This window comes from Paractinoplanes aksuensis, assembly GCF_024137025.1.
Taxonomy (GTDB): Bacteria; Actinomycetota; Actinomycetes; order Mycobacteriales; family Micromonosporaceae; genus Actinoplanes; species Actinoplanes aksuensis.
Window position 1 is genome coordinate 21,881 of the sequence record NZ_JAMYJR010000068.1, and the last position, 6,308, is coordinate 28,188.

The 6,308-nt window shown below is 69.5% G+C and carries 6 protein-coding genes; all 6 read right to left on the minus strand.

Going from position 1 to position 6,308, the window contains the following annotated elements:
* Window positions 1–5: 5 nt before the first annotated feature.
* Window positions 6–1,205 carry an endolytic transglycosylase MltG gene (mltG, locus tag M1L60_RS45795; protein WP_253243909.1) on the minus strand — a complete coding sequence of 400 codons (1,200 nt, stop codon included), beginning with the start codon at window positions 1,203–1,205 and terminating at the stop codon, window positions 6–8.
* Window positions 1,202–1,660 (minus strand): Holliday junction resolvase RuvX, encoded by a 459-nt coding sequence (ruvX, locus tag M1L60_RS45800; RefSeq protein ID WP_253243910.1) that lies wholly within the window; start codon window positions 1,658–1,660, stop codon window positions 1,202–1,204. Before ruvX ends, mltG begins: the two co-directional genes overlap by 4 nt.
* Before the next feature lie 23 nt (window positions 1,661–1,683).
* Entirely contained in the window at window positions 1,684–4,368 is a 2,685-nt protein-coding gene (gene alaS, locus M1L60_RS45805) for an alanine--tRNA ligase (RefSeq protein ID WP_253243911.1), read from the minus strand.
* A complete protein-coding gene (locus tag M1L60_RS45810) occupies window positions 4,365–4,652 on the minus strand; it encodes a hypothetical protein (RefSeq protein ID WP_253243912.1) in 288 nt (95 codons plus the stop codon). Before M1L60_RS45810 ends, alaS begins: the two co-directional genes overlap by 4 nt.
* A 27-nt stretch (window positions 4,653–4,679) precedes the next feature.
* Complete coding sequence (locus M1L60_RS45815) at window positions 4,680–5,132, minus strand: DUF948 domain-containing protein (protein ID WP_253243913.1); 453 nt, start codon at window positions 5,130–5,132, stop codon at window positions 4,680–4,682.
* A 76-nt stretch (window positions 5,133–5,208) separates the two neighbouring features.
* Window positions 5,209–6,308 (minus strand): hypothetical protein (locus M1L60_RS45820; RefSeq protein ID WP_253243914.1); only part of this gene is annotated, 1,100 nt, incomplete at its 5' end.

Sequence of the window (6,308 nt, forward strand, 5' to 3'; positions counted from 1 at the left end):
CCAGGCTAGTCCTTGCAGTTCAGGTCGATGCCGTTGGCGCACGCCTTGTTGATGTTGGCCTCGTGCTGGGCGTCGGTGACGGCGAAGGCTGAGTTGCCCTTTTTGTCGACGGCCACGAAGAACAGCCACGGGCCGGTGGCCGGCTTCATCGCGGCCTCGAGCGCCTTGCGGCCCGGGTTGTCGATCGGGCCGGGGGTCAGGCCGGCCTGGCTCACCGAGTTGTACGGGTTCTTCGGATCGTTCAGCTCGGTCTTGGAGAGCTGGCCCGAGTGCTTGGCCGCGCTGCCCTTGAGCTGCAGCCAGTAGTTGGCCGTCACGTCGAACTGGAGCGGCATGGCCGGCTTCTGCTTGTACGTGCGGTTGTAGGCGACCCGGGCGATCTTCGGGGTGTCGGGGTCGGCGCCCGACTCGGCCTGGGCCAGCGAGGCCACGATGAGCGCCTCGAACGGCGAGACCGAGAGGTTCTTCTGCACGGTGTCGACGAAGCCGAGCTCCTCGACCGTGCCCAGGAACTTGGCCACCATGACCTCGAGGACGCCCTTGGCGTCGAGCTTGGGGTCGAACTCGTACGTGTCGGGGAACAGGAAACCCTCGACCGTCTTCTTGGCCTGCTTGCCGTCGCGGCGGTTGAACCAGAAGTCGGGCACGCCCAGGGCTTCCGGGTCTTTCGCGGCCTCGACGAAGTCGTCGTACGGGATCTTCGTGCCCTTGGCCAGCAGGTCGAACGTCTGCATCATCGTGAGACCCTCACGCAGCGTGACACCACGGGTGACGCGCGTCTTGGGGTCGAGCAGCAGGGTCACGGCGTTCTCGGCCGACATCTGCTTCTTCATGTTGTACGTGCCGGACTGGATGTTCTTGCCCTTGGGGTTCTCGTCCGCCGCGTTCACGAAGGCTTTGGTGCTCTTGACGACGTCGACCTCGACCAGCGCGTTGCCGATATCGGTCAGCGTCGCGTTCTTCTCGATGTTCACCTGGACCGGGTCGCCGCCCGCACCGTCGTAATCGGCCGCGGTGAAGAAGTCTTTGACCTTGTTGTAGCCGAAGAAGGCACCACCGCCGAGCGCGGCCAACAGGACAAATGCCATGACGAAGGCGATGCCGGACTTGCCCGAGCCCTTCTTGCCACCACGGGCGCCCCGCCGGTGGCGGGGCTTGCCTTTCTCGGCGTGCTCGTCGAAAGCCAGGTCCAGCTCGTCGATCATCTCTGCCTCCGCTGCGCGTCCAGCCAGCTCTGCAGGATCTCCACCGCGGCCGCCTGGTCGACGACCGCCCGTTGGCGCTTGCCCCGGACGCCTCGCTCGGCCAGCCTACGGGTCGCGACCACGGTCGACATCCTTTCGTCCGCCAGCGCGACCGGCACCTCGCCGACCGCGGACACCAGTCGCCCAGCGTACGCACGAATGTCGATGGCGGCAGGTCCCTCGGCCCCGTTCAGGCGAACCGGGAGTCCCACCACGATCTGCACCACCTCGTGTTCCCCCACGAGGCGGACGAGCTCTGCTATGTCGCCGGGCACGGCATCGGCTGCCGCGCCCATGTCACGGGGCACCGTGACCAGGGGGGTGGCCAGGATCCCGTCAGGGTCACTGATCGCGACCCCGACGCGCACCTTACCTACATCGACGCCCAGTCGCCTACCCCGCGACAGTGCGCTCACCTGACCACCCTCCGTAGTCACAATCAACCGGCGGCTTCGTCCACCGCCTTCTCCACCGCCGCCAAAAGTACCGGCACCTGGTCGGCCGGCAAGCCACCACCCTGAGCCAGATCGGCGTTGCCGCCACCCCGGCCGGACAGCGCGCCCTTGACCAGATCGGCCGCGGACAGCCCGCGGCTCTTGGCGGCGCCGTTGATCGCCACGATGAGCGACGCCTTGCCGTTGGACCGGGCCGCCACCGCGACCACCGCGGGCCGGGCCGCGTCGATCTTGCCGCGAACTTCCTGGGCCAGCGTACGCACGTCGTTGCCGGCCGCGCCCTCGGGCGCTTCGGTGCCGACGAACGCCACCCCGCGCAGGTCCTTGGCCTGCGCGGCCAGCGTGCCGGCGCCGCCCAGCACCATCTGGGCCCGCATCTTCTCGAGCTCCTTCTCGGCGTCGCGCAGCGCGGTGACCGTCTGCTCGACCCTGTCCGCGACCTGGTCGCCGGGCACCCGGAACAGCTCGGCCAGCCGGCTGACCAGCAGGTGCTCCTTGGCCAGGAAGCCGAACGCGTCGATGCCGACCAGGGCCTCGACCCGGCGCACGCCGGAGCCGATCGACGACTCGTTGAGGATCTTCACGAGCCCCAGCTGACCCGAGCGGGCGACGTGCGTGCCACCGCACAACTCACGTGCGTAGTCGCCGACTTCAACCACACGGACCTCATCGCCGTACTTCTCACCGAACAGCGCCATCGCACCCAGCCGGCGCGCTTCCTCCTGCGAGGTGACGAACGCGTGAACTTCCAGGTCACGCAGCAGCACCTCGTTGACCTGCTGCTCCACGTCGTTCAGCACCGCGGGCGAGACGGCCCCCGGCGTGTTGAAGTCGAACCGCAGGCGGCCCGGGGCGTTCAACGAGCCGGCCTGGGTCGCCGACTCGCCCAGGAACGCGCGCATCGTCTGGTGGATCAGGTGGGTCGCCGTGTGCGAGCGCGAGATCGCCTTGCGCCGGGTCACGTCGATCTCGGCCTCGGCCGATTCGCCCGTACGAACCTCGCCCCGGATCACCCGCGCCTTGTGCACGATCAGACCCGGCAGCGGCTGCTGCACGTCGACGATCTCGAGCTGCCCGCCGCCGACCTTGATGATGCCGGTGTCGGCCTGCTGGCCACCGCCCTCGGCATAGAACGGCGTGGTGTCGAGCACCAGCTCGACGAAGTCGCCCTCGCCGGCCACCTCGACCGCGCCGCTGCCACCGATCAGGGCGCGGACACGCGACTCACGCTGCACCTCTTGGTAGCCGGTGAACTCGACCGGACCGCCAAGATCAAGGGCGTTCCGGTACGCCGAGAGGTCCGCGTGACCGGTCTTGCGGGCCGCCGCGTCCGCCTTCGCCCGCGACCGCTGGTCGGCCATGAGCCGGCGGAAGCCGTCCTGGTCGACCTCGAGGCCCTGCTCCTGCGCGATCTCGAGGGTCAGGTCGATCGGGAAGCCGTACGTGTCGTGCAGCTGGAAGGCCTGGTCGCCGCTGAGCGCTTTGCCGCCCTTGGCGCGGGTGTCGGTGATCGCCGTGTCCAGGATCGTCGTGCCCGCGCGCAGCGTGGACAGGAACGCGTCCTCCTCGGCGTACGCGTACGTCGAGATCCGGCCGAACTCCTCGGCCAGCTCGGGGTACGACGGTGCCATGCAGTCGCGCGCCACCGGCAGCAGCTCGGGCAGCGCCGGCGCCTGCCAGCCCAGCAGGCGGATCGACCGGATGGCCCGGCGCATGATCCGCCGCAGCACGTAACCGCGGCCCTCGTTGCTGGGCGTGACACCGTCACCGATGAGCATCAGCGCCGTGCGCACGTGGTCGGCGATGACCCGCAGGCGTACGTCGTCGGGGTGCGACTCCCCGGCCACGTGCCCGGAGCGGGCGCCGTAGACCTTGCCGGTCATCTCGGCCGCGCGCTGCAGGATCGGGCGGACCTCGTCGATCTCGTACAGGTTGTCGACGTTCTGCAGGACCGACGCGACGCGCTCGAGGCCCATGCCGGTGTCGATGTTCTTGTTGGGCAGGTCCGAGACGATCCGGAAGTCGGTCTTCGACTTCACGTCGGCGATGTCGTACTGCATGAAGACCAGGTTCCAGATCTCCATGTAACGGTCCTCGTCGACCGCCGGGCCACCCTCGCGGCCGTACTCGGGGCCGCGGTCGTAGAAGATCTCGGAGCACGGGCCGGCCGGACCGGGGATGCCCATCGACCAGAAGTTGTCCTTCTCGTCGCGGCGCACGATGCGCGCCTCGGGCACCCCGATCGCCTTCCAGAACGCGTACGCCTCGTCGTCGGTCTGATAGACCGTCGGCCAGATGCGCTCCGGGTCGAGGCCGTAACCGCCCTCGGCGACCGGGTTGGTGACCAGCTCCCAGGCGAGCTTGATCGCGCCCTCTTTGAAGTAGTCGCCGAACGAGAAGTTGCCGTTCATCTGGAAGAACGTGCCGTGCCGCGACGTCTTGCCGACCTCGTCGATGTCGGGCGTGCGGATGCACTTCTGCACGCTGACCGCGCGCTTGAAGGCCGGGGTGCGCTGACCCAGGAAGTACGGCACGAACTGGACCATGCCGGCGTTGATGAACAGCAGGTTGGGGTCGTCGATAGCGGGCAGCGGGGCACTCGGCACGACCGTGTGCCCGTTGGCCTCGAAATGCGCCAGGTAGCGCCGCTTGATCTCCGCCGTCTTCATCGGTTCCCCTTCCGGCCGCCCGGGCCGCCTTCGTCCTCGTCGTCCTCGTCGTTCACGTACAGCTCACCCTCGGCGAAAGCCTTGTTGATCTGTTCCTCGCGGTCAGCCGCGAGCACGCGGACGTCATCCACGAAGCTACGCACCGACTCGACCAGCCCGCCAGCGGATTGCGACACGGAGGTGGCAATGCCGGTGGGGGTGAACTCGTTGGCCTTCTGAGTGAGCTTGCGGACGACGATCGCGCCGACGGCCAGGCCCACGCCCAGCCAGAGCAGCCGCTTCATAGCGGGTGGTTCCCTTCTGAAGAAGAACTAGCGGCGGGCGGCCTTGCGGCGCTGCTTGAGGGTCTCGCGCACCTCGCGCGCCTCCTCGGCGTTGCGGCGGGCGGCGACCGTCTTGCGCAGGCCGTACCCGAACGAGGCCACCTTGACCAGCGGGTTGGCGGCCGCGGCGGCCACGACCGTGGACAGGTTGGCCACGTTGGCGGTGACGTGCGCGGCGTGCTCGGTGATCGTGTCGACCTTGGCCAGCTGGACGTTGACACCGTCCAAAGAGACCTGCACCTGACCCAGGGTGGCATTCACACCACGAACGGTCTCGTTCACGTCGGTCAGCAGCGGGCCGGTGCGGTCGGTCACGTCGTTGATCGCCCGGGTGGCGGCGTCGACCGTGCGGCCGAGCTTGAGGATCGGCACGGCGAGCACGATGACGAGCATCAGAAAGGCGCCCGCCGCGATCAGGCCTGCGATTTCTCCGGCGTCCATCAGGCGCTTCTCCCTTACAAGGTCACTATTCGGCGGGGCAACGTGCAGACCCTACCGTCCGTGACCGCAGCCCGCGTCACGACGCCGAGGGTGTCGGCTCCAGGAGCGGATCCTCGGTGACCACAGTGTCGGGCGTCTCGCCGGTGAACTGGCTCTCCTGCGGTTGGGGCTTGCCCCGGGTGTCGGCGATGGCGTTCTGCACCTTGATGCTCACGGCCGACCCGACACACTCGCCCGCGGCCGGCACCGGAGGCGCGGTCGCCCCGGCCAGCGACGGGTCGTTCGCCGCGACCTGGTCGACCTCGCACTCGGGCACGCTGACCCGCAGATCCAGTGTGAACTCGTCCCGCTTGAAGCAGCTGTAGGTGGTGGGGTCGTCCTTGGCGATCTGCACCTCGGGGCACTCGCCGACCTTCCAGGGCGCCCAGCCGGCGCTGGTCAGGGCCGAGGTGTACGCCGCGGTGGTCTCCTTGATGGGCTGCTGCGACTGGGCGGTGCGCTCCCGGAACGTGCAGTCGATGAAGCACCACCGGCTGCCGTCGCTCTTGTCGTCGACCTTCTGCTCGGCCCACGCCGGCACCGACAGCGAGTCGAGCGAGCCGAAGACCGGGTCGTTGCCGGCCGCCCGCACCCCGAAGAACGCGGGCAGCACGACCAGCACCACGATCGCGAGGGAGACCAGGGTCACCAGGCGCATCTTGCGCTGGGTCCGCAGTTGTTCGCGGAAGCCACCACGCTTGTTGTCGTCGTCCTCGTCCGCCGAGGCGGCCGCCTTGGCCGCGGCGGCCTTGGCCCCGATCACGGGCGAGCTCATCCGGGTCGCGCCGGCTTCACCCCGCGGGGGTACGCCGTCCGCGCCCCCGTCGATGCCGGCCCGGCCCGGTGCCTCGGGGCGCGCGGCCCCCACCCGGGCGGCGGCCTTGGCCACACCCGGAACACTCACGGAGGCCGCCCCGACCGACGCCGCACCGGCCGCACCTCGCACCGGGCCACTCCGAGCCGCCCCCACTTCAGCCGGATCACCGGTCGCGGGGCCGCCCACGGTTGCCCCGCCCCGAGCCGCCGGGCCGCCTACAGCCGCACCACCCACTGCCGCCCCGCCTCGGGCCGCCGGGCCGCTGCCGTCGGGGCCACCGACCACCGCGCCGCCTCGGGCCGCCGGGCCGCCTACTGCTG